The sequence below is a fragment of the Enterobacter cloacae complex sp. OE43NF genome (genome assembly GCF_023544405.1).
Lineage (GTDB): Bacteria > Pseudomonadota > Gammaproteobacteria > Enterobacterales > Enterobacteriaceae > Enterobacter > Enterobacter cloacae.
Window position 1 is genome coordinate 19,525 of the sequence record NZ_JAMJFW010000017.1, and the last position, 26,974, is coordinate 46,498.

A 26,974-nucleotide genomic window follows, 5' to 3' on the forward strand; every position below is an offset into this window, starting at 1 on the left:
TGCGATTATAACGGGTCTACTTTCAGGCAGGAAACCGCATGTCGGAAACTGCCTTCCAGAACCGGTCGTGTTTTCGCACACTCCGGCCCGGCCAGTGGGCATCGCGTACGGAACACGCAGCCTGATGGCGGATTAATCGGCGACGGCAATTCGCCTTCCAGCAGCTGGATGGTTTTATTTTTTTCCAGATCGGGATCGGGAATTGGCACCGCGGACATCAGCGCTTTGGTGTAGGGGTGCAGTGGATTGTGGTACACCTCATCATAGGTGCCCAGCTCCACGGCATGGCCCAGGTACATAACCAGTACGCGGTCAGAAATGTGCTTCACCACCGCCAGGTCGTGCGCAATGAAGATCAGCGACAGCCCCATCTCACGCTGCAGCTTCTGCAGCAGGTTAACCACCTGCGCCTGAATCGACACGTCCAGCGCGGAGACAGGCTCATCGCAGATGATCAGCTTCGGCTCAAGGATTAACGCGCGGGCAATACCGATACGCTGACACTGGCCGCCGGAGAATTCGTGCGGATAGCGGTTGATGAGGTTTGGCAGCAGCCCCACTTTCATCATCATCGCCTTAACACGATCGCGTACTTCCTGACGTGGCATCTTCGGATGATAGGTCCGCAGCGGCTCGGCAATGATTTCACCAATGGTCATACGCGGGTTTAAGGACGCCAGCGGATCCTGGAATATCATCTGGATATCGCTGCGTACGTCGCGCCACTCTTCGGGCTTCATCCCCAGCAGATCTTTACCCAGCCATGCCACTTTACCACCGGTCGCTTTCACCAGACCGATAATGGCACGCGCAAAGGTCGATTTACCGCAGCCGGACTCACCCACCACGCCCAGCGTTTCCCCTTCATACAGACGAAGCGTTACGCCATCCACAGCTTTCAGGGTCTTGGGCGGCTGCCAGAACCACTGTTTACCGTCTTTGATGTCGAAATGCACTTTAAGATCGGCAATTTCGAGCAGCACATTTCTTTTTTCATCTAATGCGTTCATACCAGCTCCTCCTGCGGCTTAAAGCATGCGCGCAGACGGCCTGGTGCAAACTCTTCCAGCGGCGGAGCGCTGTTACAAATCTCCATCGCGTGCGGGCAGCGCGGCTGGAACGGGCAGCCTTTCGGCAGGCGCAGCAGGTTTGGCGGGTTGCCCGGAATGGTCAACAGGGATTCCCCTTCCGCATCAAGACGTGGCACCGCATTCAACAGGCCGATCGAGTACGGATGCGCAGGCTGATAGAAAACATCGCGCGCTTTGCCATATTCCATCGTACGACCAGCATACATCACCAGCACTTTGTCACAGATACCGGCAACCACGCCCAAATCGTGGGTGATCATGATAATCGCCGTGTTGAACTCACGCTTAAGCTCGTTCAGCAGGGTCATGATTTGCGCCTGGACGGTCACATCCAGCGCGGTGGTCGGTTCATCGGCAATCAGCAGTTTTGGACGACACAGCAGCGCCATGGCAATCATCACACGCTGACGCATACCGCCAGAGAACTCATGCGGGAACATGCGCATGCGCTTACGCGCCTCCGGCATTTTTACCGCATCGAGCATTTTGACGGACTCTTCAAAGGCTTCAGCTTTGCTCAACCCTTTGTGCAGCATCAGGACTTCCATCAGTTGCTCACCGACGCGCATGTACGGGTTCAACGAGGTCATCGGATCCTGGAAAATCATCGAAATCTGCTCAGCACGCAGCTTGTTCAGCTCGTGTTCAGGCAGGTTGAGGATCTCGCGTCCGTTGAATTTGGCGGATCCGCCAATCACACCGTTTGCGGCCAGCAGCCCCATCAGCGCGAACGCCGTCTGAGATTTCCCGGAGCCGGATTCGCCCACGATACCCAGCGTTTCACCCGCGCGCAGGTTGAAGTTGAGATCGTTTACGGCGGTGACATCACCGTCCGGTGTCTTAAAGGTGACACGGAGATCGTTTACATCCAGCAGAAGGTCACTCCGCTGTTGCGCCTGTGGCGCAGTTGCCGTTTCAATAATTGTCATGACGGCGCTCCTTAACGGTCTTTCGGGTCGAGGGCATCACGCAGGCCATCGCCGATAAAGTTGAAACAGAACAGGGTCACGACCAGGAAACCCGCCGGGTATAACAGCAGCCACGGTGAAACTTCCATTGAGTTTGCGCCATCGCTCAACAGCGCGCCCCAACTGCTCAGCGGCTCTTGCGTGCCCAGCCCAAGGAAGCTCAGGAAGGATTCAAACAGGATCATGCTTGGTACCAGCAGTGAGGCATACACCACCACCACGCCCAGTACGTTAGGAACAATGTGGCGGACAACGATATTCCCTGTCGATACCCCCCCCACCTGCGCCGCTTCGATAAACTCTTTGCGTTTAAGGCTCAGCGTCTGGCCACGTACGATACGCGCCATATCCAGCCAGGAAACCATGCCGATGGCCACGAAGATCAACAGGATGTTCTGGCCGAAGAAGGTCACCAGCAGGATCACGAAGAACATGAACGGGAAGGAGTTTAAAATCTCCAGCAGACGCATCATGACCGAGTCCACTTTCCCGCCGAGATAGCCGGAGAGCGAGCCATAGAGCGTGCCGACGATCACGGCCACCAGCGCTGCTGCAATCCCCACCATCAATGAAATACGGCCCCCAATGGCAACGCGGACCAGCAGGTCACGGCCGGACGAGTCCGTACCAAAGTAGTGGCCGGACTCCATATCCGGCGCGCTGGACATCATGCCCCAGTCCGTATCGAAATAGGTGAATTGCGACAGCATCGGCGCCAGGGTCACAAACAGCGCGATCAGCACCAGAACAACCAGACTGGCGACCGCTGCGCGGTTATGCATAAAGCGACGGCGGGCGTCCTGCCAGAGGCTACGACCTTCGACTTCCAGTTTTTCACTGAAGTTTTCCAGCGCCTCGCTGTTTTTCTTACTCAACATCATGGCGTGCTCCAGTTAGTAACGGATTTTCGGGTCGATAACGGCATACAGCACATCGACAACAGCGTTAAAGAGAATGGTCAACGCACCCACAAGGATCGTCAGGCTCAGCACCAGGGAATAGTCGCGGTTGAGGGCACCGTTAACAAACAGCTGGCCAATACCTGGCAGACCGTAGATGGTTTCAATAACCATTGAACCGGTAATAATACCGACGAACGCCGGTCCCATGTACGAGAGCACAGGTAACAGAGCCGGCTTGAGCGCATGGCGGAAGATAATCCGGCGCATCGGCAACCCTTTCGCGCGCGCGGTACGGATGAAGTTTGAATGTAACACTTCAATCATCGAACCACGGGTGATACGCGCGATACTGGCGATGTAAGCCAGAGAAAGCGCCACCATCGGTAAAATCATGAATTTCAGTGCCCCGCCGTTCCAGCCGCCGCCGGGCAGCCATTTCAGCGTGATGGCAAATATCATCACCAGTAACGGCGCGACAACGAAGCTGGGGATAACCACCCCGGTCATTGCGACCCCCATTACCGTATAATCCCATTTGGTATTTTGTTTAAGCGCGGCGATAACGCCTGCGGTGACCCCGAGAACCACGGCCAACAAGAATGCCGCAGCACCCAGTTTTGCCGATACCGGGAAGCTGGACGCCACCAGGTCGTTAACGGAATAGTCTTTATATTTGAATGACGGCCCGAAATCGCCATGCGCCAGTTGCTTCAGATAGTTGAAGTATTGCGTGGAGATAGGATCGTTTAAATGATATTTCGCTTCGATATTCGCCATCACTTCAGGTGGCAGCGTACGTTCACCCGTGAATGGACTTCCCGGCGCGAGACGCATCATAAAGAAGGAAATTGTAATTAGAATAAATAACGTTGGTATCGCTTCTAAACAGCGACGCAGGATAAATTTCAACATTGCCCGTACCTTCTGGCGTGTGCCTGATGAATGTTACAAAGTAGACACAGTGGGGCAAGCCAGGCCCGCCCCACGTATTGCCATTAATGCTTGATAATATAAAGATTCTTAACGGAAATATTATCCAACGGGTCTTTACCGGTATAGCCGCCAACCCATGGTTTCACCAGGCGGGCGTTCACGTAGTAGTAAACCGGTACAATTGCCGAGTCTTTATCGAGTTGTTGTTCTGCTTTGGCGTACAGGTCTGCGCGTTTTGCATCGTCAGTAACCTGCAGCGTTTCAGCGATAAGCTTATCGAATGCCGGGCTCTTATAGTGCGCCGTGTTGTTCGAGCTGTCGCTGAGCATGGTATTCAGGAAGGATGTCGGTTCATTATAGTCCGCACACCAGCCTGCACGCGCCACGTCAAAGGTGCCCTGATGACGGGTATCCAGGAAGGTTTTCCACTCCTGGTTTTCCAGCTTAACGTTCGCGCCCAGGTTTTTCTTCCAGATAGAGGCAACGGCAATCGCCAGTTTTTTATGCAGATCGGACGTGTTGTACAGCAGGTTAAACGTCAGCGGCTTATCTGCGGTATACCCCGCTTCGGCCAGCAGTTTTTTCGCTTCTTCGTTACGTTTTTCCTGTGCCCACTTGAACCACTCAGGCTCAACCAGTTTCATGCCGTCGGTGTACGGTGGAGTGTAGCTGTAGGCTGGCAGATCGCCCTGGTTTTTCACTTTGTTCACGATGATATCGCGATCCAGTGCCAGCTTCAGCGCCGTACGGACACGTACGTCGGTGAACGGTGCTTTCTGGTTGTTAATTTCGTAGTAATAAGTACACAGGTATGGATCGACGTGAACTTCTTTCGGGATCTCTTTCTTCAGTTTCTGGAACAGTTCAATCGGCATGTTGTTATAGGTCATGTCGATTTCACCGCTGCGGTAGCGGTTCACGTCAGTAACTTCAGAAGAGATTGGCAGGTAGGTCACCTGGTTAATCACGGTTTTGGCGTTATCCCAGTATTGCGGGTTACGCTCCAGAACCATACGTTCGTTGACCACCCAGTCTTTCAGTTTATAAGCACCGTTGGTCACAATATTGGCAGGCTGGGTCCATTTTTCACCGAATTTTTCCACTGCGGATTTCGGTACCGGGGAGACAGACGGGTGAACCAGCAGCTTATAGAAGTACGGAACAGGTTCGCTCAACGTCACTTCAAACGTGTTGGCATCAATCGCTTTTACACCCAGATCGGTGACCGGTTTTTTACCGGCGATGATGTCATCGATATTGGCGATATGGCCATATTGCAGATAGCTCGCATACGGAGAGGCGGTGTTTGGATTCGCCAGGCGCTGCCAGCTGTAAACGAAATCTTCGGCGGTAACCGGTGTACCGTCGGACCATTTAGCATCTTTGCGCAGATGGAAGGTCCAGACTTTAAAATCTTTGTTTTCCCACTTTTCGGCGACACCCGGCGCCGGGTGGCCTTCTACGTCAGTGACCAGCAGCCCTTCAAACAGGTCGCGGTTGACGTTTGACTCTGGCACGCCCTCAATTTTATGCGGATCAAGAGACTGAACTTCCGCCCCGTTGTTACGTACCAGCGTCTGCTTCTCAGCCAGCTGTACCCCTGCAGGCACGTCCGCAGCCATTGCAGCGTTGCCCGCGATTAGCGCAGTTAAAATCCCCGCCGCTACCAGATTTTTTTTTGTGATGATGGACATTGTGTTGGTACTCCACTCATTATAATTACTGGCCTTCGCCAGCTGTGTAATCCCCTGTTGGGGCCTGTACAGCGCAGGAGTTTTTTTTGCTGCTGTCAGGTTCTTTTTTTACTTCTTGCTATCACCGACTTCTTTATTACTGACCGCTCGTATGGCCGTCTTGCGTCGATTCTTTACACGTCTCCCCTGTCTGAGACATGTGTTGGATATTCGCGAAGATGACTATATGAAAATAATTCTCATCTTCTTGTTTTATGCCGCAAAATATTAGGCCGGAAAGTATCAAAAGGCGTAAACGCACGCCAATACATTTTGCAAATTTGTTAAGCAATTCTCTTTTACGAAGTGTACTAAATCGTTGAGGGCAGCCCTGCCTGACATGAAAGGACAAGAAAAATCTTTTCATTCAAAGAGATAAAGAAATCAGTCTCTCTGCGCGCGTCGCTGCGCTACCATCACGTCATTTTGTACAAAAATTTAACAACTGATTATTATTTAGCACATTCCTCTAAGGGAACGTGGATTAACTAATATCATTTCGGTTATCACTCAGCAAGCCCCAGAGTATCGTGTGAGTAAAATAACAGAATGATCGCAGGTTTTCTGTGCAGGCGGGAAACGGTGGGATTAATAACTTGTTGAAATATAAGAATTGAACATTATTAGTAGAATTTATTATGGCAGGTAAGCATTTCAACTTTATTTATATGATTTGCTGATATTCACGTAAAAAAACGGAGCCGTTGGCTCCGTTCTTTCGTATGAAATGTCAGTGCAATAAGCCAGGGAAAATGCTTTTGATGCCGGTCACAATGAATTCGATGCCCAGGGCCATCAATAGCAACCCCATAATACGGGTAATGACGTTGATGCCTGTCTGCCCAAGCAGACGCACCAGCCAAGGTGCCATGCGGAAAACGCCCCAACAACAAAGCGCAAAAATGGCAATGGCGACAGAAAAGCCAATCAGATGCATCCAGTTGTGGTAGCGCGTACCCCAGACAATCGTCGAGCTGATAGCGCCGGGACCGGCCATCAGCGGTAACGCCAGCGGCACTACGCCAATGCTCTCGCGAATGGCGGTTTCTGATTTTTCCTGCTTGTTCTGTTTGTCTTCCCCCAGCTTACCGCTGATCATCGACATAGCGATGGTGACCACCAGGATCCCACCCGCAATACGGAAAGAATCAATCGAGATACCGAACACCTGAAGAATGGCATCCCCAAGGTAAAGGGAGGTCAGGAGAATAATCGCCACTGACAGGTTAGCGGTAAGATTGGTTTTGTTTCTGGCCGCCGCCGTCTGGTAACTGGTCATACTAATGAAGACAGGAATGATCCCCACCGGGTTGACCAATGCAAACAAACCAATAAAAAACTTAAAATATGTAGGAAAATCAAAGAGCGATAAGATCACATTTTGCTCCGCTTATGCGTATGCCCCGGGGCTGACAACTGTCAGTGAAAATCGCGCTGAAGATACGCTTTTTATCAGCATACTTCACCAGAAATCTGTGCCAAAACGTTATCAATTCATGATGTTAAATATTTGTATAAGCAATGATAGCGCCACTTCCAATAGTTACTTAATTATTTAACACTGGAATAATCTCAAAGAAATAACCCTGCTGAAAGGTATCAGCTTGGGGGAAAATTGACGCAGATCATGATTTTCGTACTCAGAAGTGAGTAATCTTGATTACGCCCCCAGGGAGATGACCTGCCAAAAAAGGATGATGCTAAGGTAAGGCTCTTTTAGTAAATTAGTGTGCTGGTGCAGGAAGTAACCCATTGTTTTACTGTGTGTTACGCAAGTCGTATTGGCTCTGTCTATACTGTCTGACGTATCGAGCGCTGGTTTACTAAAAGAGTTTAAACATTATCAGGAGAGCATTATGGCTGTTACTAATATCGCTGAACTGAACGCCCTCGTCGAGCGCGTTAAAAAAGCCCAGCGTGAATATGCCAATTTCACCCAAGAACAGGTTGATAAAATCTTCCGCGCGGCCGCTCTGGCTGCTGCAGATGCTCGAATCCCTCTCGCTAAAATGGCCGTTGCCGAATCCGGCATGGGTATCGTTGAAGATAAAGTGATCAAAAACCACTTCGCTTCAGAGTATATCTACAACGCCTATAAAGATGAGAAAACCTGTGGCGTGCTGTCTGAAGACGACACTTTCGGTACTATCACCATTGCAGAACCTATCGGCATTATTTGCGGTATCGTTCCAACCACCAACCCAACGTCTACCGCTATCTTCAAATCTCTGATCAGCCTGAAGACCCGTAACGCAATCATCTTCTCCCCGCACCCACGTGCAAAAGATGCGACCAACAAAGCCGCTGACATCGTTCTGCAGGCTGCGATTGCTGCCGGTGCACCTAAAGATCTGATCGGCTGGATTGACCAACCGTCCGTTGAGCTTTCTAACGCGCTGATGCACCACCCGGACATTAACCTGATCCTGGCGACCGGTGGTCCTGGCATGGTTAAAGCGGCATACAGTTCCGGTAAACCTGCTATCGGCGTAGGCGCGGGTAATACCCCTGTAGTTATTGATGAAACGGCCGATATCAAACGTGCTGTTGCGTCCGTGTTGATGTCCAAAACCTTCGACAACGGTGTTATCTGTGCTTCTGAGCAGTCTGTTGTTGTTGTTGATTCCGTTTATGATGCTGTTCGCGAACGTTTCGCCAGCCACGGCGGCTACCTGCTGCAGGGCAAAGAGCTGAAAGCGGTTCAGGATATCATTCTGAAAAATGGCGCGCTGAACGCGGCTATCGTGGGTCAGCCAGCGTATAAAATCGCTGAACTGGCAGGCTTCACTGTTCCGGCAACCACAAAAATTCTGATTGGTGAAGTTAAAGTTGTCGACGAAAGCGAACCATTCGCTCACGAAAAACTGTCCCCTACTCTGGCGATGTACCGCGCCAAAGATTTCGAAGACGCAGTTGAGAAAGCAGAGAAACTGGTTGCGATGGGTGGTATCGGCCACACCTCTTGCCTGTACACTGACCAGGATAACCAGCCAGAACGTGTTGCTCACTTTGGTCAGATGATGAAAACTGCACGTATCCTGATCAACACCCCGGCTTCTCAGGGTGGTATCGGCGACCTGTACAACTTCAAACTCGCACCTTCCCTGACTCTGGGTTGTGGTTCCTGGGGTGGTAACTCCATCTCTGAAAACGTTGGTCCAAAACACCTGATCAACAAGAAAACCGTTGCTAAGCGAGCTGAAAACATGTTGTGGCACAAACTTCCGAAATCTATCTACTTCCGCCGTGGTTCTCTGCCAATCGCGCTGGATGAAGTGATTACTGATGGCCACAAACGTGCGCTCATCGTGACTGACCGTTTCCTGTTCAACAACGGTTACGCTGACCAGATCACCTCTGTTCTGAAAGCCGCTGGCGTAGAAACTGAAGTGTTCTTTGAAGTTGAAGCTGACCCAACCCTGAGCGTTGTGCGTAAAGGTGCGGAGCTGGCGAACTCCTTCAAACCAGATGTGATTATCGCACTGGGTGGTGGTTCCCCAATGGACGCCGCGAAAATCATGTGGGTAATGTACGAACATCCAGAAACCCATTTCGAAGAACTGGCGCTGCGCTTTATGGACATCCGTAAACGTATCTACAAGTTCCCGAAAATGGGCGTAAAAGCGAAGATGATCGCCGTTACCACCACTTCCGGTACAGGTTCTGAAGTTACGCCGTTCGCGGTGGTCACTGATGACGCAACGGGTCAGAAATACCCACTGGCTGACTACGCGCTGACCCCAGATATGGCCATCGTTGATGCCAACCTGGTGATGGATATGCCGAAATCACTGTGTGCATTCGGTGGTCTGGACGCTGTGACTCACGCCCTGGAAGCCTATGTTTCCGTACTGGCTTCTGAGTTCTCTGATGGTCAGGCTCTGCAGGCGCTGAAACTACTGAAAGAAAACCTGCCAGCGTCTTACAACGAAGGGTCTAAAAACCCGGTTGCCCGTGAGCGTGTCCACAGTGCAGCAACCATCGCCGGTATCGCGTTTGCTAACGCCTTCCTCGGGGTTTGCCACTCCATGGCTCACAAACTGGGTTCTCAGTTCCACATCCCTCACGGTCTGGCGAACGCCCTGTTGATCAGCAACGTTATCCGTTATAACGCGAATGACAACCCAACCAAGCAGACTGCTTTCAGCCAGTACGACCGTCCGCAAGCACGTCGTCGTTACGCTGAAATCGCAGACCACCTGGGTCTGAGCGCACCGGGCGACCGTACTGCTGCGAAGATCGAGAAACTGCTGGCATGGCTGGAAAGCCTGAAGGCTGAACTGGGCATTCCTAAATCTATCCGCGAAGCGGGTGTTCAGGAAGCTGACTTCCTGGCACACGTGGATAAGCTGTCTGAAGATGCATTCGATGACCAGTGTACAGGTGCGAACCCGCGTTACCCACTGATCTCCGAGCTGAAACAGATCCTGCTGGATACATTCTACGGACGTGAGTTCAAAGAAGGTGACGTTGCTGCTGTGAAAACAGAAGCACCCGTCATTAAAGCTGACAAAAAAGCGAAGAAAAGCGCTTAATTGACCGCTGTTAAAAAACCCGCCTCTGGCGGGTTTTTTTTATGTCTGAAGAGCAGGCTTTGAGTTCTTTGAAACTACTTCCGGTTATCGTGCTGAATCGCCGTCAGGGAGCCCACAGACAACGCCTCTTTATAATGCTTACGACAGACCGACACATAGCGTTCATTGCCCCCTATCACGACCTGCTCACCGTCTGCATAGGGTTTACCAGACTGATCAAGACGAAGCACCATACTGGCTTTACGGCCGCAAAAACAGATGGTTTTCAGTTCGACCAGTTTATCAGACCAGGCAAGCAAATACTGGCTACCGGCAAATAGCTCCCCGCGAAAGTCCGTGCGCAAACCATAGCAGAGAACGGGAATATCAAGTTCATCTACGACCTCTGAAAGCGCATGCACCTGTTCACGCGTCAGGAACTGGCTTTCATCGACCAAAACGCAATGAATGGGCTGGGAAGTATGCTCGGCACGGATATCCTGCAACAGGTCCGTTTGTGGGTTAAACAGTCTGGCCGGAGACGAGAGACCAATTCTTGAACTCACCTTACCTGCACCGAAGCGATCGTCGATTTCAGCGGTGTAAACAACGGTGCGCATCCCTCGTTCCTGATAATTGTAGGAGGATTGCAGTAACGCCGTGGATTTTCCGGCATTCATTGCCGAATAGTAGAAATAAAGTTGTGCCATTGGCCGTCAAACCCTAATCAATGTGTAATATTCCCAATGATTCATTGTACCATATTTTGTCTGGTCATCAGCGATACACCACACAGAGTATGGGGTTCAAGCCGTAGTTAACCACGAGATGTACAGGAAAATAATGCGATAAAACAGGAGGTAAACGGATTCAGCATGCTCTATATGTCGCGAACCCACTAAACATAACACTTCTTTTTATACTGGAATCCACGTTCATTAAAATTCACTATTTATTAACTATTTTTGCCCTGGCAACGCTGGCAGAAACTAATACAAAAGGCTGATATTTATCCGCCGCAACTATAATTCCTGCGGTAAATGTCACAAAAAAAAGATGCAACCGAACGGGTTAAGCAGGTAAGCGTGATAACAAGCGAGCCTGTGTGGGTATGAAATTTAAGTTAGCGTAATTAATAATAGCGCCCATTATTCCGTATTTTTTGAATTCCTTACATTCCCACCTATTGCACAACTGAATTTATCGCTCTATTATTAGGACAACAAACCACCCCCCATTATAAGTTTGAGATTACTACAATGAGCGAAGCACTTAAAATTCTGAACAACATCCGTACTCTTCGTGCGCAGGCAAGAGAATGCACCCTGGAAACGCTTGAAGAAATGCTGGAAAAATTAGAAGTTGTAGTTAATGAACGTCGCGAAGAAGAAAGCGCTGCTGCTGCTGAAATCGAAGAGCGTACGCGTAAACTGCAGCAATATCGTGAAATGCTGATTGCTGATGGTATCGATCCAAATGAATTGCTGAACAGCATGGCTGCAGCGAAGACCGGTACTAAAGCAAAACGCGCTGCTCGTCCTGCTAAATATAGCTATGTCGACGAGAACGGCGAAACTAAAACCTGGACTGGCCAGGGTCGTACACCTGCTGTTATCAAAAAAGCCATGGATGAGCAAGGTAAACAGCTGGACGACTTCCTGATCAAGGATTAATCCTAACGTATTCAGAAAAATCCCGCTTAATGCGGGATTTTTTTTATCCTCAATTCCTGCAAACATCCCCTTACATGCCGTCATATTGGGACATCGTACTATTTAACGTTCCTTACAGACCGGCGTGGTTACCCTGAGTTGTGGGCATAAAAAAAACCGGTGGGCATCGCCTCACCGGTCTTGATCATTTGCAGACGGGGTTATTTTTTAATACCCACGCTCTCTTTCAGCCAGGCTTTAAATTCTTCACCCAGTGAATTGTGGCGGATGCCATATTCCACGAATGCCTGCATATAACCGAGTTTATTACCGCAGTCATGGCTCTTACCTTTCATATGGTAGGCTTCAACGGTCTCTTTCTCGATCAGCATATCGATGGCATCGGTCAGCTGGATCTCATCTCCTGCTCCTGGAGGCGTTTTCGCCAGCAGTGGCCAGATTTCAGCACTCAGGACATAGCGACCTACTACCGCCAGATTAGACGGCGCTACGTCGGCTTTAGGCTTCTCTACGACGCCTACCATTGGCACGCTTTCACCGGGTTCAAGATTAACGCCTTTACAGTCAACAACACCGTAAGCCGTCACGTCTTCAACAGGTTCAACCATAATCTGGCTGCTACCCGTTTCGTCAAAGCGCTTGATCATCTCAGCAAGGTTATCCTGAGAGAGATCGGATTCATATTCGTCCAGAATGACGTCTGGCAGAATGACCGCAACAGGTTCATTACCCACAACAGGATATGCACAAAGTACCGCGTGGCCCAGACCTTTCGCCAGCCCCTGACGCACCTGCATAATGGTAACGTGCGGAGGGCAAATAGACTGAACTTCTTCTAACAGCTGACGCTTAACGCGTTTTTCCAGCATGGCTTCGAGTTCGAAACTGGTATCGAAATGGTTTTCGATAGAGTTTTTAGATGAATGTGTAACCAGCACAATTTCAGTGATGCCGGCCGCGATACATTCGTTTACGACATACTGAATTAATGGCTTATCAACCAGTGGCAACATCTCTTTAGGAATTGCCTTAGTTGCTGGTAACATCCTGGTCCCCAATCCCGCTACCGGGATGACGGCCTTTCTGACTTTCGAATTTAGGGCAGCCATTCAAATTCTCCTGAGCTGTTCAAGTTTTGAACTTTTATGCATTAAATAACGCGTTGAGTATATCAGCCTCATCACACAGTCCGGGTCTGAAAAGAACGCGTTGCCGATCAATTAGGATAAATACGCATGAATCTGGGCAGCGATAGTAGCACTCCCCACAAAACACAGGTAAGGCAATCTTAAAATTAAGATCCAACTGCTTATTCCGTGGACAACATTAACCGCAACCGTCCGCCGGCACCCCAAATTTGGCACTGCCAGGAAGAACAGCGATGGCTAATTTGATTAAGATAAGCCGTACCCAATGTCCCCAGCGGCACACCGTTGCTAACCTGAATATGATGTTCCCCGGTATTCAGAGAGGCGTTCAGACCCGCTGAAACGAGGATAAGATTTTTCAATCCACTATGGTAATAGCCAACCAGCAATGGAAATTGTCCTGGTAAATTGGCCTGGCGAAAAAGCTGGTTAACCTGTTTAAGTAAACTGCCTAACTCCGGAAGCCGTTGCCCCTGATGCGATAACTGTTCCTGCAACAGCCCGTTAAATAGCGCACGAAGTAATAACGCTGCTAATACACCATTATCCCCGGCACGGGTAACATCCAGGGAATAAAACGCAAGATCGGAATCCGATAATGGCGCAATATCCAGCACCAGACCGGGCTGATCCGCGGCCACAAGCTGGCGATAATTTATTCGACAGTGTGAAAAGGTCTGTTGTACCGGCGGCTGAAGTTCCTGCAATAGCTTGGCCGCGGCAGGCGGATTACTGACTAAAGCATCCCAGTCCTGGAAAAGGCGCTCTTCTTCCTCGACGCGGGAATTAAACATATTCGGATAAAGGCAGGCCAATACCGTTTCACGCAAACGGTTCAGATCTTTTACTGGTTTCAGCAGAATATCCTGCACCCCCAGACGTAATGCTTTGGCAATATCCGCCATATTTTCCGTCGCGGAGATCACCAGAATGGGCGTCTGGTTGCCCTCATTACGCAGATGTTCAACCAATTTCAGGCCATTCATCCGCGGCATTGCGATATCACAGATCATCAGATCGGGCGTGATACTGACCATTTTTTCCAGGGCATCAACACCATCTTCAGCCAGGGCAGTGGTTGCCCCCAGCGAGGATAACCACGAATCCAGTAGCGATCGGAAAACGGGCTCGTCTTCAACAATCAAAATGTGTTTTCCGGCCAATGGCTGCGTCATGGTTCCTCCCCTGGCTGACAGTTACTAAATAGTGGCATGCTATCGGCACTATCGCCTGTCAGATTTTGCTGAAGTAGTCAAAAAAAGGTGCTCAACGTGCGGTTCGCACAAATGGCAATAATTCGTCCATTTTCTTTTCGACGGCTAAAGAGCCCGCTGCGATGGCGGCCTCAGCCCGATGGAAATCAAGGGTAGAGATTTGTGGACAATAGGGTTGAATCAGAATATCCGGTGGGTCGCCCGCCATACGGTTACGTTTCAGGCGGTTTTCCAGCACCTGGATTGAGGTGGTCATAATCACCATTGCCGTGGGTGCAGCGACCGAGCGGCGCGCGGCTATCCGACCAATTCGCCCGCGTAAGCGCTCATGCCAGGCCAGTTTTTCCGCCTCGGCATCTTCGCTTTGCAAATTGACCGGCATGAGGTCTTGCTGCATCAGATGAGCGTCGTGTTGTAAATCGACCGCGATCACGATGTCAGCCCCCATTGCGCGCGTCAAAGAGATTGGCACGGGGTTAACGACTCCGCCATCAACAAGCCAGTACCCATTATGCGGGACAGGAGCCATAAGGCCCGGCATACTGCAGGAGGCGCGAACGGCAAGGTGGATATCCCCTTCGGTCAGCCACAGCTCACGTCCCGTACTGAGATTCGTCGCCACGGCACCAAATGGCATCTGACAATCGCTGAAGTCCTGAAGAGGCATAATCTGACGGAACTGGTTAAAGACGCGTTCACCGCGAAGCAACCCACCGCGCTGCCAGGAAAGGTCCATCAGACGCAGCACGTCCCAGTAACTGAAGGATCGCACCCACGCTTCAAGTTCGGGCAATTTGCCGCACGCATAGGCGGAACCTACCAGCGATCCAATCGAACATCCTGCAACAATATCGACATCGACGCCCATCTGGTTTAAGGCATTTATCACGCCGATGTGTGACCATCCGCGGGCTGCACCTGAGCCCAGCGCCAGTCCAATTTTAACCTTTCTCATTCGCCCTGTTTTACTTCCCCTGGATTCCCGACATAGCGTCAACGCAACAGCTCAGTTAACATGGTGCTACCCGAAGCGTTTTACGCCCTTAATTTTTTGTTCCAGGAAGAGAATCGTGTCTCAACTCTGCCCCTGTGGTAGCGCTCTGGAGTATAGCCTATGTTGCCAGCGATATCTTTCTGGCGATCAGGTTGCACCAGACCCATCACACCTTATGCGTTCACGGTATACCGCTTTTGTGATCAAGGACGCAGACTACCTGATTAAAACCTGGCACCCCTCATGCCAGGCCGCCAGTTTCAAACAGGAGATCGAAGCTGGGTTCGCCAATACCCAGTGGCTCGGTCTTACCGTTTATGAATCCGCACCCGGTAGTCACGAAAATGAAGGTTACGTCAGCTTTGTTGCCCGGTTTACTGAACACAATAAACCGGGTGCCATTATCGAGCGTTCCCGGTTCTTAAAGGAAAGCGGGCAATGGTATTATATTGACGGAACGCGCCCGCAGTTTGGTCGTAACGATCCCTGCCCTTGTGGTTCTGGTAAAAAATTTAAAAAGTGTTGCGGGCAGTAACGCCCGACAACCGAGACTTCGCAAATACTCAAACAGGATTTCCCGGCGATGCAATCACTACAACGTAAAGTTCTGCGCACCATCTGTCCCGATCAAAAAGGGCTGATCGCACGAATTACCAACATCTGTTACAAACATGAATTGAATATCGTGCAGAACAACGAATTCGTTGACCACCGTACCGGTCGTTTCTTCATGCGTACCGAACTGGAAGGTATTTTCAACGACACCACTCTGCTTGCCGATCTGGACAGCGCGCTGCCGGAAGGTTCCGTACGCGAGTTGACACCAGCAGGCCGTCGTCGCATCGTAATTCTGGTGACCAAAGAAGCCCACTGCCTGGGCGATCTGCTGATGAAAGCTAACTACGGCGGTCTGGATGTCGAAATCGCCGCCGTTATCGGTAACCACGAGACGCTGCGTACGCTGGTAGAACGTTTTGATATTCCGTTCGAGCTGGTGAGCCATGAAGGCCATACGCGTGAAGAGCACGACAACCTGATGGCAGAGGCTATTGAAGCGCACAACCCGGACTACGTTGTCCTGGCGAAATACATGCGCGTGCTGACGCCCTCCTTCGTGGCGCGTTTCCCGAACAAAATTATTAACATTCACCACTCCTTCCTGCCCGCCTTTATTGGCGCACGCCCCTACCACCAGGCCTATGAACGCGGCGTGAAGATCATCGGCGCAACGGCGCATTACGTGAATGACAATCTGGATGAAGGCCCAATCATCATGCAGGACGTGATTCATGTGGATCACACCTACACGGCGGAAGACATGATGCGTGCCGGACGCGATGTTGAGAAGAACGTTCTGAGCCGCGCACTCTATCAGGTGCTGGCGCAGCGCGTATTCGTTTACGGTAACAGAACGATCATTCTTTAATCGACAGTGAAATGAATTGGTTAGCTTTACAGCTTTGCGGGTAAAAATCAGGCAACCAGTTTATTTTTCTTGTGGTAACGCTTTACAGGGGCGTGTCATTTGATATGATGCGCCCCGCTTCCAGCAGGAAGCAGGCCAGTACAAGCATTACCCCGTGGTGGGGTTCCCGAGCGGCCAAAGGGAGCAGACTGTAAATCTGCCGTCATCGACTTCGAAGGTTCGAATCCTTCCCCCACCACCATCTCTCAGCACGACCTCAAAATTAGAATTACCCCTGGTGGGGTTCCCGAGCGGCCAAAGGGAGCAGACTGTAAATCTGCCGTCATCGACTTCGAAGGTTCGAATCCTTCCCCCACCACCATTAATTCCAAAAATCATAATAAAACCTAACCGAGCAAACTTTCGTAGGCCGGGTAAGGCGTAGCCGCCACCCGGCGACAGACGGCTACATCGGCGGCAAGCGTCGCTTCACCGGTGAGCTCTTCACAATCGACGTATTACACTGGGCATGCTCCGCCAGCCCGTCCAGCAACACATCCAGTTGTTCAATCGACCGCACCACCAGCCGGATGACAAAACAGTCTTCACCGGTCACTTTGTCGCTTTCAATGCACTCCGGCATCGCCTGGATGTATTTATCCACTTTATGTAACAGTCCAGGCAACGGGCGAACCCGCACCAGCGCCTGCAGCGTATAACCTAACGCCGCCAGATTGACCCGGGCACCGTAACCCTGAATCACTCCACGCTCTTCCAGCCTTTTCAGGCGTTCTGCCGTGCTGGGCGAAGTCAGACCGATACGGCCGCTGAGCACCTTCAGCGACATACGCGCATCCTCGACCAGACAAGCCAAAATTTGCCGATCGATATCATCGAGAAGGTATTCCATCGTTTTCACCTAATTTTAAAAAGCCATTCGCGTATTTAACCTTATCTCAACCCTGTAAAACCCGACAGCAATTTTCGACAATAGCGTCATCAACCAGGAGGTGAATGATGCGTGACTTACATAAAGGCGTCTGGCAAATGAGCCTGGCGATGTTAATTTCCGGCTCCATTGGCGCGTTTGTTTTACTCTCCGGACTGCCAGTGTCAGAAGTGGTTTTCTGGCGCTGTCTGATCGGCGCAATCGCACTGTTCATTTTCATTCGAATGAGCCAAAAACCCTTTAGTCCCCTCACCCGTACCTCTCTGCTGCTGGCTATTCTCGGCGGGGTAGCATTAGTGGTGAACTGGCTGCTGCTGTTCGCTGCCTATGAACGTATTTCGATTGGCCTTTCCACTGTGGTCTATAACACTCAGCCCTTTATGCTGATGATGATGGGTATGTTATTAGGCGAACGCGTCAGTCTGGTCAAATGGGGCTGGCTGTTTCTTGCCTTCGGCGGGGTGGTAATTTTGCTCTCAGGCGAACTGTCCGGTTCCCATGGCTCAGCCTGGCTCGCGGAGATCGGTCTGGCACTGGGTGCGGCGTTCTTCTATGCGTTGACGGCGATTATTGCCCGCAAACTGAAATCCATCGCGCCACAGCATATAGCGTTTATTCAGGTGCTGACAGGCGTGGTAATGCTACTGCCGTTTACCCGTATGCCCGCCTTGTCCGCTGATTTTCCGTGGCCAATTTTACTGACGCAGGGCATTGTCCATACCGGTATCATGTATCAGCTGTTGTATAGCGCCATCCAAAAACTTCCGACGCCCATTACCGGTTCACTGTCCTTTATCTATCCGGTAGTAGCCATCGTTGTCGATAATGTGGTCTTCGGGCATTCGCTGGATATTACCCAACTGGCGGGCGGCGCGCTGATCCTGTTTGCTGCGGCAGGCAATAACCTGGGCTGGGGCGAAAAAAAACCCCGCGAATGCGGGGTTAGTATCAAAACGACCAATTAGCGACGGGCACGCACAATCTGGTATTTGCGCGTCAGGTACTCCACCGGCGCGCTCCAGATGTGCACCAGACGAGAGAACGGGAACAGCACAAACAGGGTCATACCCAACACCAGGTGCAGGCGGAAGATAAACGCCACCCCGTCCAGATGTTCAGATGCACCACCGTGGAAGGTCACTACGGACTGCGCCCATCCCACCAGCTTCATCATTTCGCTGCCGTCCATATGCTGCGCCGAGAATGGAATGGTCAGCAGACCCAGTGCGCACTGAACCATCAGCAGAGAGAGGATCAGGATATCCGCCGTGGTAGTGGTAGCCCGCACGCGCGGACTGAACAGACGGCGTTTCAGCAGCAGCAGACCACCCACCAGGGTCATCACGCCGCAAGCGCCACCGGCGATCATCGCCATCTTCTGCTTCACTTCGATGGGCAGCCACGCTTCATACATCCAGTGTGGCGTCAGCATTCCCAGGAAGTGACCGGCAAAAATCCCCAGAATACCGATGTGGAACAGGTTAGACGCAACGTGCATCCCTTTACGATCCAGCATCTGGCTGGAGGCAGCACGCCAGGTATACTGGCCATAGTCATAACGCAGCCAGCTTCCCACCAGGAACACGGTGCCCGCGATATACGGGTAAATGTCAAAGAAGAACATATTCAGGAAGTGCATTAGTGCCGTCCTCCGTTAGAGATATTCAAATATTGCGGGGCAACCGCGCCGGCAAAACGACGCTGGTGAGCCGAAATTTCAGATTCGCCGCAGCTCTGGTCAGCAAAGAATTTCACCTGCTCTTCTTCCCAGACTGCATCCAGCGCCTGTGGCGTGTCGTCGCGGGCTTCGTCCGCAATTTTCTCCGCCACTTTTTCACTGTCGACCGAGGTATTCGCCAGCTTCACCAGCACCCCAAACAGCGCCGCATAGCGGCTCTCGCGCTGCTGAAGACGGGCGCTGAGCAACGCCAGAATCGGCGCGATGTCCTGCAGACCACCCAGCGCCTCTTCTTTTGGCAACTGCGCCAGATACTCCAGGTACAGCGGCAGATGATCCGGCAGCTCGCGGCTGTCGAGCTGCAGGCCGTGCTGCTCGTACTGGGCCATCAGGTCCACCATCGCCTGCCCCCGATCGCGGGATTCCCCGTGAACGTGTTCAAACAGCAGCAGCGAGGTTGCGCGACCGCGATCAAACAGCTGGCTGTAATCCGCCTGCGCATCGAGAAGATCGCGCGCTAACAGGTCGCGGAGGAAAACGCCCAGTGTCTGGGCATCTTCTTTATCGAGGTTTTCAGAGAACGCGAGCGCATCAAAGAGTTCCTGCTGATGCTGCGCCAGCGCAGCATCCGGGTACTCCAGCAGACGCGAAATAATCACGAGTTCAATCATGGGTGCGGCTCCGTTTTGCTGGTCACATCCATGGCGTCGATGCGGCGGCTGTTGAACAGGTTGAATTTGCTGTCAGACCCGTGGCAACCGTCGCCAAAGCTAAAGCCACAACCGTTTTTCTCCGGGAAGGCTTCGCGGGCCAGTTCACGGTGGCTGCTTGGTACCACGAAACGATCTTCATAGTTGGCAATGGCCAGGTAGCGGTACATCTCCTGGGCCTGCGCTTCGGTCAGGCCGACCTCTTCCAGCGCACGGGTGTCGGTCACGCCGTCCACCGTTTCCGCACGTTTGAAGTGGCGCATCGCCAGCATACGTTTCAGCGCCAGCAGTACCGGCTGGGTATCGCCTGCGGTCAGCAGGTTTGCCAGGTACTGAACCGGGATACGCAAGCTCTCCACGTCCGGCAGAATGCCGTTGCTGCCCAGCTCGCCTGCATCCGCGGCTGACTGAATCGGCGACAGAGGCGGCACGTACCAGACCATCGGCAGCGTGCGGTATTCCGGGTGCAGTGGCAGAGCCAGCTTCCAGTCCATCGCCATTTTGTATACCGGAGACTGCTGCGCCGCGTCGATTACGCTCTGCGGAATGCCGTCTTTCAGCGCCTGCTCAATCACTTTCGGATCGTTCGGGTCAAGGAACACGTCCAGCTGACGCTGGTACAGATCTTTCTCGTTCTCGGTGCTCGCGGCATTTTCAATCGCGTCCGCGTCATACAGCAGCACGCCGAGGTAACGAATACGGCCTACGCAGCTCTCGGAGCAAACGGTCGGCATACCGGCTTCGATACGTGGGTAGCAGAAGATGCACTTCTCAGACTTACCGCTCTTCCAGTTGAAGTAGATTTTTTTGTACGGGCAGCCGGTGATGCACATACGCCAGCCGCGGCACTTGTCCTGGTCGATCAGCACGATGCCGTCTTCTTCACGCTTGTAGATGGCACCGCTCGGGCAGGTCGCCACGCACGCCGGGTTGAGGCAGTGCTCACACAGACGCGGCAGGTACATCATGAAGGTGTTTTCAAACTGGCCGTACATCGCCTTCTGCATGTTCTCGAAGTTCTGGTCTTTGGCGCGCTTTTCGAACTCGCCGCCCAGAATCTCCTCCCAGTTTGGACCGCTGGTAATTTTGTCCATGCGCTGGCCGGTGATCAGGGAGCGAGGACGGGCGATCGGCTGGTGCTTACTTTCCGGCGCGTTATGCAGGTTCTGGTAGTCGTAGTCAAACGGTTCGTAATAATCTTCGATACCCGGCAGATGCGGGTTGGCGAAGATTTTACCCAGCAGCATCGCACGGTTACCCATGCGCGGCTGCAGTTTACCGTTGATTTTACGGATCCAGCCGCCCTTCCACTTCTCCTGGTTTTCCCAGTCGGTCGGGAAGCCGGTGCCCGGCTTGCTTTCCACGTTGTTGAACCAGGCGTATTCCATCCCTTCACGGCTGGTCCAGACGTTCTTACAGGTGACTGAGCAGGTATGACAGCCGATGCATTTATCCAGATTCAGCACCATGCCGACTTGTGAACGAATTTTCATTTTACGCTCTCCTGTACCTGGTCATTACCTTCGCCATCTAACCAGTTAATATTTTTCATCTTACGTACCACCACGAACTCATCGCGGTTAGAACCTACCGTACCGTAGTAGTTAAAGCCGTAGGCCAGCTGTGCATAGCCACCGATCATGTGGGTCGGCTTCGGCGTAATACGGGTCACGGAGTTGTGAATACCGCCGCGCTGCTCGGTGATCTCTGAACCCGGCAGGTTCACGATACGTTCCTGTGCGTGGTACATCATGGTCATCCCGGCCGGTACGCGCTGGCTCACCACCGCACGCGCCGTCAGGGCGCCGTTGCTGTTGAACACTTCGATCCAGTCGTTATCTTCAATACCCAGATCTTTGGCGTCCGCTTCACTCATCCACACAATCGGACCACCGCGGGACAAGGTCAGCATCAGCAGGTTGTCGCTATAAGTTGAGTGGATCCCCCACTTCTGGTGCGGCGTCAGGAAGTTCAGCGCCTTCTCCGGGTTGCCGTTCGATTTCGCGCCCATCACCGCTTTCACGGAGCGGGTGTCGATTGGCGGACGGTAAACCAGCAGGCTTTCACCGAAGTCACGCATCCACTGGTGATCCTGATACAGCGACTGACGACCGGACAGAGTACGCCATGGGATCAGCTCGTGAACGTTGGTATACCCGGCGTTATAAGAGACATGTTCATCTTCCAGGCCAGACCAGGTCGGGCTGGAGATAATTTTGCGCGGCTGCGCCTGAATATCGCGGAAGCGGATTTTTTCGTCTTCTTTGTTGAGCGCCAGATGCGTATGGTCCCGGCCGGTGAATTCACTCAGCGCTTTCCAGGCCTTCACGGCAACCTGGCCGTTGGTTTCCGGTGCCAGGGTCAGGATCATTTCTGCCGCATCAATCGCCGTATTCAGCATCGGCTGGCCTTTGGCCGGACCGTTCGCTTTGGTGTAATTGAGCTTGCGCAGCAGATCCATTTCGCTCTGGGTGTTCCAGGCAATCCCTTTCCCGCCGTTGCCGATTTTCTCCATCAGCGGGCCGATAGAGGTAAAGCGCTCGTAGGTCGCCGGGTAGTCACGTTCCACCGGAATAATGTGCGGTGCCGTTACGCCCGGGATCAGGTCACATTCACCTTTTTTCCAGTCCTTCACGTCCAGCGGCTGCGCCAGTTCTGCGGCGGAGTCGTGCTGGATAGGCAGCGTCACCACGTCGGTCTCTTTGCCCAGGTGCCCTACGCAGACTTCAGAGAATTTCTTCGCGATGTCTTTGTAGATATCCCAGTCGCTTTTTGATTCCCACGCCGGGTCAACGGCCGCAGACAGCGGATGAATAAACGGATGCATATCCGAGGTATTCATGTCGTCTTTTTCGTACCAGGTAGCGGTAGGCAGCACGATATCGGAGTACAGGCAGGTGCTGGAGAGACGGAAGTCGAGGGTCACCACCAGATCCAGCTTGCCGTCGAGACCGTTGTCTTTCCACTCCACCTCTTCCGGCTTCACGCCGCCCTGCTTGCCGAGATCTTTACCCTGGATACCGTTTTCGGTACCGAGCAGGTATTTCAGCATGTACTCGTGGCCTTTACCGGACGAGCCCAGCAGGTTGGAACGCCAGATGAACAGGTTACGCGGATGGTTTTTACCGTTTTCCGGCTGCTCGGCCGCAAAACGGATTGAACCGTCTTTCAGAGACTTAACGGTGTAATCCACTGGCGACATCCCTGCCTGCTTCGCCTCTTCCGCAATACGCAGCGGGTTAGTGCCCAGCTGAGGCGCGGACGGCAACCAGCCCATGCGTTCAGCGCGGACGTTAAAGTCGATCAGATGACCGCTGTAGCGGGATTTATCTGCCATTGGCGACAGCAGCTCCTGCGCGGTAACCGTCTCATAGCGCCACTGGCTGGAGTGGTTATAGAAGTAGGAAGTGCTGTTCATGTGACGCGCCGGACGCTGCCAGTCAAGGGCAAACGCCAGCGGCTGCCAGCCGGTCTGCGGACGCAGTTTTTCCTGGCCCACGTAGTGCGCCCAGCCGCCACCGCTCTGACCGACACAGCCGCAGAAGATCAGCATGTTGATCAGGCCACGGTAGTTCATATCGAGGTGATACCAGTGGTTCAGACCGGCACCAACGATAATCATTGAACGACCATGGGTTTTGTCGGCGTTTTCTGCGAATTCACGGGCGATACGGGTGATCTGCGCACGCGGTACGCCGGTGATCTGCTCCGCCCAGGCTGGGGTGTACGCCTTCACATCGTCATAGCTGGTCGCGCAGTTTTCATCGTTCAGACCGCGCTCCAGACCGTAGTTGGCCAGCGTCAGGTCATACACGGTGGTCACCAGGGCGCTAGAGCCGTCGGCCAGTTGCAGGCGTTTCACCGGCAGTTTGTGCATCAGGACGTTCTGTAGCTCAACCTTGTTGAAGTGCTCAGAACCTTCGCCGCCGAAGTACGGGAAGCCCACTTCTGCGATCTCATCCTGGCTGCCCAGCATGCTCAGGCGCAGCTCGGTCTCTTCGCCGGTTGTACCGTTACGTTGTTCAAGGTTCCATTTGCCCTTCTCACCCCAGCGGAAGCCGATTGAACCGTTTGGCACCACCAGCTCACCGTTGCTGTTATACGCGACGGTTTTCCACTCAGGGTTGTTTTCCTGGCCAAGCGCGTCCACCAGATCCGCCGCACGCAGCGTACGGCCTGCCGCGTAGTAGCCGTCACGCTCTTCCAGCATCACCAGCATTGGCATGTCGGTATAACGACGCACGTAATCGGTGAAGTACTGGCTTGGTTTATCGAGGTGGAATTCACGCAGCATGACGTGGCCCATCGCCAGCGCCATCGCGGAGTCAGTACCCTGTTTAGGCGCCAGCCACAGGTCACACAGCTTGGCAATTTCGGCGTAGTCCGGGGTCACCGCAACGGTTTTGGTGCCTTTGTAACGCACTTCAGTAAAGAAGTGGGCATCCGGGGTACGGGTCTGCGGTACGTTTGAGCCCCAGGCGATAATGTAGCTGGAGTTATACCAGTCGGCGGACTCTGGCACGTCGGTCTGCTCACCCCAGGTCTGTGGAGACGCTGGCGGCAGGTCGCAGTACCAGTCGTAGAAGCTCAGACAGGTTCCCCCAATCAGGGAAAGATAGCGCGCGCCAGAAGCGTAAGAGACCATCGACATCGCCGGGATCGGCGAGAAGCCTGCCACGCGGTCAGGACCGTAAGTTTTGACGGTATAGACGTTAGAGGCGGCAATTAGCTCATTCACCTCTTTCCAGGAGGAGCGAACAAAACCACCGCGGCCACGCGCCTGCTTGAAGCTTTTCGCTTTGTCGGCGTCTTCGATGATGGATGCCCACGCCTCTACCGGATCGCTGTGCTGCACCTTGGCTTCACGCCACATTTTCATCAGGCGCTTGCGCATCAGAGGATATTTAAGACGGTTCGCACTGTAGAGATACCAGGAGTAGCTGGCACCACGCGGGCAGCCACGTGGTTCATGGTTCGGCATATCCGGGCGGGTGCGCGGATAGTCGGTCTGCTGCATTTCCCAGGTCACCAGACCGTTTTTAACGAAAATCTTCCAGCTACACGAGCCAGTGCAGTTTACACCGTGGGTTGAACGGACGACTTTGTCATGCTGCCAGCGCTGGCGGTAACCGTCTTCCCAGTCCCGGTTGGTATCCAGAACCTGGCCGTGCCCATCGGCAAAAGTTTCACCCTTCTGTTTGAAGTAGCGAAACCGGTCCAAAAATTTGCTCATCGGGTATCTCCTGTGTGGAGCCTGTGGCTCTCTAAATCGACATTGCTGATTTGCAGCGAAGGTAACGTCCTGTAAGAGAGGGAGAATTGATAACGATCAAGACGGAGGGGGACTATGAAGTGAGGTGTTATAACGAATACCACCAAAGCGGTAGAATTTTTATTTTTATATCTAAATGATTTTAAAGGGTATTTTTTATTTATCGTACAATAAGCCCGCCTGTTTTTAACATCTCGGGTATTAAGGGGTAGGCTCGGCTGAAAAGCGATGGCGATCACAGAGTTACCTGCGGGCGGGACGTTAGAAAAGCCAATAGTATGTTGTAACTACTAAGGAAACAAAAAAACGCGACCCGAAGGTCGCGTAAACGGATAATCAAACTTACTTATTTTTCTTGGAATTACGGCCATATACCAGCCACGTGATGGCGACACAGGCGATATAGAAAACGAGGAATACTTTCATTGCTCCTGCCGGGGAGCCGGTCAGGTCCAGCGAGATCCCGAACGCTTTTGGAATAAAGAAGCCACCGATAGCGCCAATCGCGGAGATAAAGCCCAGCGCTGCCGCCGTATCCGTTGCCGCTTCGCGCATGGCCTGCTCTTCGCTACCGCCCTGCGCTTTCACGCGGTCCATGGTCAGCTTACGGAAGATGACGGAGATCATCTGGAAGGTAGAAGCACTTCCCAGCCCGGCCGTCAGGAACAGCACCATAAACACGCCGAAGAAGGCGATGAAGTTACCGCCCTGTCCGTCGGCTGGCAGGGTCAGGAACAGCAGCGCACAGAAGACAGCCATCACAACGAAGTTAATCAGCGTCACGCGGGTCCCGCCCAGACGGTCAGAGACCATGCCGCCCAGCGAACGCGCCAGCGCGCCAATAAACGGTCCGAAGAAGGCGAACTGCAGAATTTGCACCTCCGGGAACTGGGTTTTCGACAGCATGGCAAAGCCCGCAGAGAAACCAATGAACGAGCCGAAGGTCGCCAGATAGAGCAGCGCCATCACCCACAGGTGGCCGCGCTTCAGCACCGGCAACTGCTCGCTCAGGGATGCCTTCGATGCAGACAGGTCATTCATAAAGAACCAGGCCGCAAGGGTAAAGACCACAAGGAACGGTACCCAGATCCAGGCCGCGTTTTGCAGATAGAGGGAAGAGCCATCTGCCTGCGTCACACCACCGCCGCCAAACGCCGCGAAGATAGAGACGGAGATCGCCAGCGGTGCAATCAGCTGCATTACGCTGACGCCCATGTTACCCAGGCCGCCGTTAATCCCCAGCGCACCACCCTGCTTCGCTTTCGGGAAGAAGAAGCTGATGTTTGCCATGCTGGACGCGAAGTTTGCGCCCGCAAAACCGCAGAGCAGAGAGATGATCACGAACACGCTAAACGGCGTGGAGGTGTCCTGCACCGCAAAACCGAGCCACACGCAAGGCACGATCATGATACCGGTACTGAACGCCGTCCAGCGACGGCCGCCAAAAACCGGCACCATGAACGCGTAAGGCACGCGCAGCAAGGCTCCCGACAGCGACGGCAGCGCGGTCAGCATAAACAGCTGATCGGTGGTAAAGGTAAATCCGACCTTAGGCAGGTTCACCGCTACCGCGCTGAACAACATCCAGACGCAAAACGCTAACAATAAACATGGAACGGAAATCCACAGATTTCGGCTTGCGACACGGTGGCCGCGCTGCTGCCAGAACGCCGGATCTTCCGGACGCCAGTCAGTTATAACGGCACCATTTTCCCTTTCGGGAGCGGATGTGTGACTCATAGACACCTCTGATTCTCGAATGATGCTGCAAACATTAGGGTTTTAGGGCG

General features: G+C 52.8%; 22 protein-coding genes and 2 tRNA genes. 8 read left to right on the top strand and 16 right to left on the bottom strand.

Going from position 1 to position 26,974, the window contains the following annotated elements:
- Positions 1 to 5 precede the first annotated feature (5 nt).
- The 6 genes from oppF to M8370_RS10255 all read right to left on the bottom strand — a co-directional run bounded on the left by oppF (position 6) and on the right by M8370_RS10255 (position 7,005).
- Positions 6 to 1,010 carry a murein tripeptide/oligopeptide ABC transporter ATP-binding protein OppF gene (gene oppF / locus M8370_RS10230; protein WP_020690924.1) on the bottom strand — a complete coding sequence of 335 codons (1,005 nt, stop codon included), beginning with the start codon at positions 1,008 to 1,010 and terminating at the stop codon, positions 6 to 8.
- Positions 1,007 to 2,020, bottom strand: coding sequence for an ABC transporter ATP-binding protein (locus M8370_RS10235; protein WP_013096273.1), 1,014 nt, complete (start codon positions 2,018 to 2,020; stop codon positions 1,007 to 1,009). Before M8370_RS10235 ends, oppF begins: the two co-directional genes overlap by 4 nt.
- Before the next feature lie 11 nt (positions 2,021 to 2,031).
- Positions 2,032 to 2,940 (bottom strand): oligopeptide ABC transporter permease OppC, encoded by a 909-nt coding sequence (gene oppC, locus M8370_RS10240; RefSeq protein WP_013096272.1) that lies wholly within the window; start codon positions 2,938 to 2,940, stop codon positions 2,032 to 2,034.
- Positions 2,941 to 2,952: 12 nt separating this feature from the next.
- Entirely contained in the window at positions 2,953 to 3,873 is a 921-nt protein-coding gene (gene oppB, locus M8370_RS10245) for an oligopeptide ABC transporter permease OppB (protein ID WP_013096271.1), read from the bottom strand.
- A gap of 83 nt (positions 3,874 to 3,956) precedes the next feature.
- A complete protein-coding gene (gene oppA, locus M8370_RS10250; protein ID WP_250020910.1) occupies positions 3,957 to 5,588 on the bottom strand; it encodes an oligopeptide ABC transporter substrate-binding protein OppA in 1,632 nt (543 codons plus the stop codon).
- Between the two features lie 769 nt (positions 5,589 to 6,357).
- Positions 6,358 to 7,005: a YchE family NAAT transporter gene (locus M8370_RS10255; RefSeq protein WP_020690921.1), complete on the bottom strand. Its 648-nt coding sequence runs from the start codon at positions 7,003 to 7,005 to the stop codon at positions 6,358 to 6,360.
- Here M8370_RS10255 and M8370_RS10260 point away from each other — a divergent pair.
- A complete protein-coding gene (locus tag M8370_RS10260) occupies positions 6,911 to 7,186 on the top strand; it encodes a hypothetical protein (protein WP_162185062.1) in 276 nt (91 codons plus the stop codon). The genes M8370_RS10255 and M8370_RS10260 overlap by 95 nt on opposite strands.
- A 297-nt stretch (positions 7,187 to 7,483) precedes the next feature.
- Positions 7,484 to 10,162 carry a bifunctional acetaldehyde-CoA/alcohol dehydrogenase gene (gene adhE / locus M8370_RS10265; protein WP_013096268.1) on the top strand — a complete coding sequence of 893 codons (2,679 nt, stop codon included), beginning with the start codon at positions 7,484 to 7,486 and terminating at the stop codon, positions 10,160 to 10,162.
- A 74-nt stretch (positions 10,163 to 10,236) separates the two neighbouring features.
- On the opposite strand, the gene tdk is transcribed toward adhE, so the two are convergent.
- Entirely contained in the window at positions 10,237 to 10,851 is a 615-nt protein-coding gene (tdk, locus tag M8370_RS10270; protein WP_013096267.1) for a thymidine kinase, read from the bottom strand.
- Between the two features lie 549 nt (positions 10,852 to 11,400).
- Here tdk and hns point away from each other — a divergent pair.
- Entirely contained in the window at positions 11,401 to 11,814 is a 414-nt protein-coding gene (gene hns, locus M8370_RS10275; RefSeq protein ID WP_008502781.1) for a histone-like nucleoid-structuring protein H-NS, read from the top strand.
- Between the two features lie 200 nt (positions 11,815 to 12,014).
- Here hns and galU read toward each other — a convergent pair whose 3' ends face one another.
- The 3 genes from galU to rssA form a co-directional block, all read right to left on the bottom strand.
- Positions 12,015 to 12,923, bottom strand: a complete 909-nt coding sequence (gene galU, locus M8370_RS10280; RefSeq protein WP_029883446.1) for a UTP--glucose-1-phosphate uridylyltransferase GalU — start codon at positions 12,921 to 12,923, stop codon at positions 12,015 to 12,017.
- Positions 12,924 to 13,123: 200 nt separating this feature from the next.
- Positions 13,124 to 14,137 (bottom strand): two-component system response regulator RssB, encoded by a 1,014-nt coding sequence (rssB, locus tag M8370_RS10285; protein WP_013096265.1) that lies wholly within the window; start codon positions 14,135 to 14,137, stop codon positions 13,124 to 13,126.
- Positions 14,138 to 14,228: 91 nt separating this feature from the next.
- Positions 14,229 to 15,131, bottom strand: a complete 903-nt coding sequence (rssA, locus tag M8370_RS10290; RefSeq protein WP_250020912.1) for a patatin-like phospholipase RssA — start codon at positions 15,129 to 15,131, stop codon at positions 14,229 to 14,231.
- 115 nt (positions 15,132 to 15,246) lie between these two features.
- Between rssA and M8370_RS10295 the strand changes: the two genes are divergently transcribed.
- The 4 genes from M8370_RS10295 to M8370_RS10310 all read left to right on the top strand — a co-directional run bounded on the left by M8370_RS10295 (position 15,247) and on the right by M8370_RS10310 (position 16,957).
- Positions 15,247 to 15,705 carry a YchJ family protein gene (locus M8370_RS10295; protein ID WP_029883447.1) on the top strand — a complete coding sequence of 153 codons (459 nt, stop codon included), beginning with the start codon at positions 15,247 to 15,249 and terminating at the stop codon, positions 15,703 to 15,705.
- 48 nt (positions 15,706 to 15,753) lie between these two features.
- Positions 15,754 to 16,596, top strand: a complete 843-nt coding sequence (purU, locus tag M8370_RS10300; protein ID WP_013096262.1) for a formyltetrahydrofolate deformylase — start codon at positions 15,754 to 15,756, stop codon at positions 16,594 to 16,596.
- A gap of 156 nt (positions 16,597 to 16,752) precedes the next feature.
- Positions 16,753 to 16,837: transfer RNA gene (locus M8370_RS10305), tRNA-Tyr, on the top strand.
- A gap of 35 nt (positions 16,838 to 16,872) precedes the next feature.
- Positions 16,873 to 16,957 (top strand) — tRNA-Tyr (locus M8370_RS10310).
- An 84-nt stretch (positions 16,958 to 17,041) separates the two neighbouring features.
- Here the strand turns inward: M8370_RS10310 and M8370_RS10315 are convergent.
- Positions 17,042 to 17,485, bottom strand: a complete 444-nt coding sequence (locus M8370_RS10315; RefSeq protein WP_029740417.1) for an Lrp/AsnC family transcriptional regulator — start codon at positions 17,483 to 17,485, stop codon at positions 17,042 to 17,044.
- Between the two features lie 107 nt (positions 17,486 to 17,592).
- Between M8370_RS10315 and M8370_RS10320 the strand changes: the two genes are divergently transcribed.
- Positions 17,593 to 18,489, top strand: a complete 897-nt coding sequence (locus M8370_RS10320) for a DMT family transporter (RefSeq protein WP_250020945.1) — start codon at positions 17,593 to 17,595, stop codon at positions 18,487 to 18,489.
- On the opposite strand, the gene narI is transcribed toward M8370_RS10320, so the two are convergent.
- The 5 genes from narI to M8370_RS10345 all read right to left on the bottom strand — a co-directional run bounded on the left by narI (position 18,486) and on the right by M8370_RS10345 (position 26,924).
- Positions 18,486 to 19,163 (bottom strand): respiratory nitrate reductase subunit gamma, encoded by a 678-nt coding sequence (gene narI / locus M8370_RS10325; RefSeq protein ID WP_013096259.1) that lies wholly within the window; start codon positions 19,161 to 19,163, stop codon positions 18,486 to 18,488. The two genes, M8370_RS10320 and narI, sit on opposite strands and share 4 nt — an antisense overlap.
- Positions 19,163 to 19,873 (bottom strand): nitrate reductase molybdenum cofactor assembly chaperone, encoded by a 711-nt coding sequence (gene narJ, locus M8370_RS10330; RefSeq protein ID WP_250020914.1) that lies wholly within the window; start codon positions 19,871 to 19,873, stop codon positions 19,163 to 19,165. Before narJ ends, narI begins: the two co-directional genes overlap by 1 nt.
- Positions 19,870 to 21,405, bottom strand: coding sequence for a nitrate reductase subunit beta (narH, locus tag M8370_RS10335; RefSeq protein WP_013096257.1), 1,536 nt, complete (start codon positions 21,403 to 21,405; stop codon positions 19,870 to 19,872). Before narH ends, narJ begins: the two co-directional genes overlap by 4 nt.
- Positions 21,402 to 25,145: a nitrate reductase subunit alpha gene (locus tag M8370_RS10340; protein ID WP_048972378.1), complete on the bottom strand. Its 3,744-nt coding sequence runs from the start codon at positions 25,143 to 25,145 to the stop codon at positions 21,402 to 21,404. Before M8370_RS10340 ends, narH begins: the two co-directional genes overlap by 4 nt.
- A gap of 381 nt (positions 25,146 to 25,526) precedes the next feature.
- Positions 25,527 to 26,924: a NarK family nitrate/nitrite MFS transporter gene (locus tag M8370_RS10345; RefSeq protein ID WP_013096255.1), complete on the bottom strand. Its 1,398-nt coding sequence runs from the start codon at positions 26,922 to 26,924 to the stop codon at positions 25,527 to 25,529.
- Positions 26,925 to 26,974: the final 50 nt, after the last annotated feature.

Excerpts from the sequence above, each read along its gene's own strand:
- rssB (WP_013096265.1), bottom strand. The coding sequence starts at position 14,137 with ATGACGCAGCCATTGGCCGGAAAACACATTTTGATTGTTGAAGACGAG.
- purU (WP_013096262.1), top strand. The coding sequence starts at position 15,754 with ATGCAATCACTACAACGTAAAGTTCTGCGCACCATCTGTCCCGATCAA.
- narH (WP_013096257.1), bottom strand. The coding sequence starts at position 21,405 with ATGAAAATTCGTTCACAAGTCGGCATGGTGCTGAATCTGGATAAATGC.
- rssA (WP_250020912.1), bottom strand. The coding sequence starts at position 15,131 with ATGAGAAAGGTTAAAATTGGACTGGCGCTGGGCTCAGGTGCAGCCCGC.
- galU (WP_029883446.1), bottom strand. The coding sequence starts at position 12,923 with ATGGCTGCCCTAAATTCGAAAGTCAGAAAGGCCGTCATCCCGGTAGCG.
- adhE (WP_013096268.1), top strand. The coding sequence starts at position 7,484 with ATGGCTGTTACTAATATCGCTGAACTGAACGCCCTCGTCGAGCGCGTT.
- oppC (WP_013096272.1), bottom strand. The coding sequence starts at position 2,940 with ATGATGTTGAGTAAGAAAAACAGCGAGGCGCTGGAAAACTTCAGTGAA.
- M8370_RS10340 (WP_048972378.1), bottom strand. The coding sequence starts at position 25,145 with ATGAGCAAATTTTTGGACCGGTTTCGCTACTTCAAACAGAAGGGTGAA.
- oppA (WP_250020910.1), bottom strand. The coding sequence starts at position 5,588 with ATGTCCATCATCACAAAAAAAAATCTGGTAGCGGCGGGGATTTTAACT.
- narJ (WP_250020914.1), bottom strand. The coding sequence starts at position 19,873 with ATGATTGAACTCGTGATTATTTCGCGTCTGCTGGAGTACCCGGATGCT.
- M8370_RS10320 (WP_250020945.1), top strand. The coding sequence starts at position 17,593 with ATGCGTGACTTACATAAAGGCGTCTGGCAAATGAGCCTGGCGATGTTA.
- tdk (WP_013096267.1), bottom strand. The coding sequence starts at position 10,851 with ATGGCACAACTTTATTTCTACTATTCGGCAATGAATGCCGGAAAATCC.
- M8370_RS10260 (WP_162185062.1), top strand. The coding sequence starts at position 6,911 with ATGAAGACAGGAATGATCCCCACCGGGTTGACCAATGCAAACAAACCA.
- hns (WP_008502781.1), top strand. The coding sequence starts at position 11,401 with ATGAGCGAAGCACTTAAAATTCTGAACAACATCCGTACTCTTCGTGCG.
- oppF (WP_020690924.1), bottom strand. The coding sequence starts at position 1,010 with ATGAACGCATTAGATGAAAAAAGAAATGTGCTGCTCGAAATTGCCGAT.
- oppB (WP_013096271.1), bottom strand. The coding sequence starts at position 3,873 with ATGTTGAAATTTATCCTGCGTCGCTGTTTAGAAGCGATACCAACGTTA.
- M8370_RS10315 (WP_029740417.1), bottom strand. The coding sequence starts at position 17,485 with ATGGAATACCTTCTCGATGATATCGATCGGCAAATTTTGGCTTGTCTG.
- narI (WP_013096259.1), bottom strand. The coding sequence starts at position 19,163 with ATGCACTTCCTGAATATGTTCTTCTTTGACATTTACCCGTATATCGCG.
- M8370_RS10235 (WP_013096273.1), bottom strand. The coding sequence starts at position 2,020 with ATGACAATTATTGAAACGGCAACTGCGCCACAGGCGCAACAGCGGAGT.
- M8370_RS10345 (WP_013096255.1), bottom strand. The coding sequence starts at position 26,924 with ATGAGTCACACATCCGCTCCCGAAAGGGAAAATGGTGCCGTTATAACT.